Source organism: Bartonella sp. CL71SXKL, assembly GCF_042194935.1.
Classification (GTDB): Bacteria; Pseudomonadota; Alphaproteobacteria; order Rhizobiales; family Rhizobiaceae; genus Bartonella.
Map to the genome: position 1 here is coordinate 1 of NZ_JBHINI010000072.1, position 1376 is coordinate 1376.

The window sequence follows — 1376 nt, forward strand, 5'->3', positions numbered from 1 at the left end:
TCTTTATGAATATTCATGAATGAATCACCAACACCAGCAAAGGCAGACGCAACATCATCATAGCTCTGCTCTTCAACGGCACTGCCATCTTCTTTGACGATCTTAACTTTGAAGCTTGGAGCACTCCATTGACCTTCCTTATATTCAGCGCCACCACCTAAATAAGTTGCAACAGTCTTATTCGTCTCAAAAAGCTGTGAACCATTCACTGCATCACTTGAATCCGCAGAGATTGCACCATCTTCAAGAAACTTAATTTTGCTATTTTTTCTTTCCGATCCATCTCCATGCTTTGCTACAAAGGCTTTTTCCTTATCACTCCAAGATAAAGAATCCTGCGCTACTCCTTCAGAAACCTCTTTAATCCGTGCATTAACATTCTGAATATTCTCATCAAGCCCTGTAAACGCTGTATCTACACCACTAAAGGAAGCTTCTGTTACCTCACCTTCTGTAGAAACTTTAGATAATTTATAAGTCGGTCCTGTAAACGCACCATTATTAAACGCTGCATCACCGCCAAGAAACTTGGCTACATCTTGTGAGATCTTATTAAGCTGACCACCATTGATAACATCATGCGACTTTTCAGAAATTACACCATCTTTTACATTATGAAGTGCAACTGGTCCTTCATCCTTACCTTTACCTAAAGTCACACTCGTGTAATCAATGTCGCCATTATCACCATCTTTTTTATCGTAATGAACAACAGCTGAATCATCAGACTGAAGGCTGGTAGAAAGTTCCTTCAGACTTGCATCAAGCTGACCCTTGTTAACGGCATCATTATTATCTTTTGCATCCTCTACACCAGAAATAACCCGTTTCACACCGCTTTTGTTTGCAACATTAATTACAGTGCCATTTGTTTCCTTACCAACAGTGATAGGAGCCGTCTCATCATCCTGCTTGACAAGGCTTTCACTCACTACATTGGTTACATCATGATGAACATTCGTGACAGAACTACTAATATCAGAAAGTGCTTCCGCTACACTCTTATAACTTTCTTCACTTTCTGTCCCTTCTGCATTAACTTTCTTGATTACAAAATTTGGAGCCTTCCATTGTCCATCTTTATCATAACCTGCTCCTCCACCAAAATACGTCGCAAATATCTGATTCATTGAATAAAGTTGATTACCAGTAACAGCATCCGTTGAGTTGGCGCTAATCTCACCATTTGCTAGAAACGTAATTCTACTGTTTTCTTGTGTCCTTACAGCTTTGCCTTTTTCTTCTTTGCTCTTTTCATGACGCGCTACAAAGGCATGTGCAGTCTCGCTCCAATTCAAGGAATCCTGCGCTACCCCTTCAGAAACTTCCTTAATCCGTGCATTCACATTCTTGATATTATCATCAAGACCAGTAAA

The 1376-nt window shown here is 40.0% G+C and carries 1 pseudogene; it reads right to left on the reverse strand.

Features of this window, described 5'->3' with window-relative positions:
* A pseudogene (locus ACFILA_RS09510) lies at positions 1 to 1376 on the reverse strand (hypothetical protein); the annotation flags it as partial.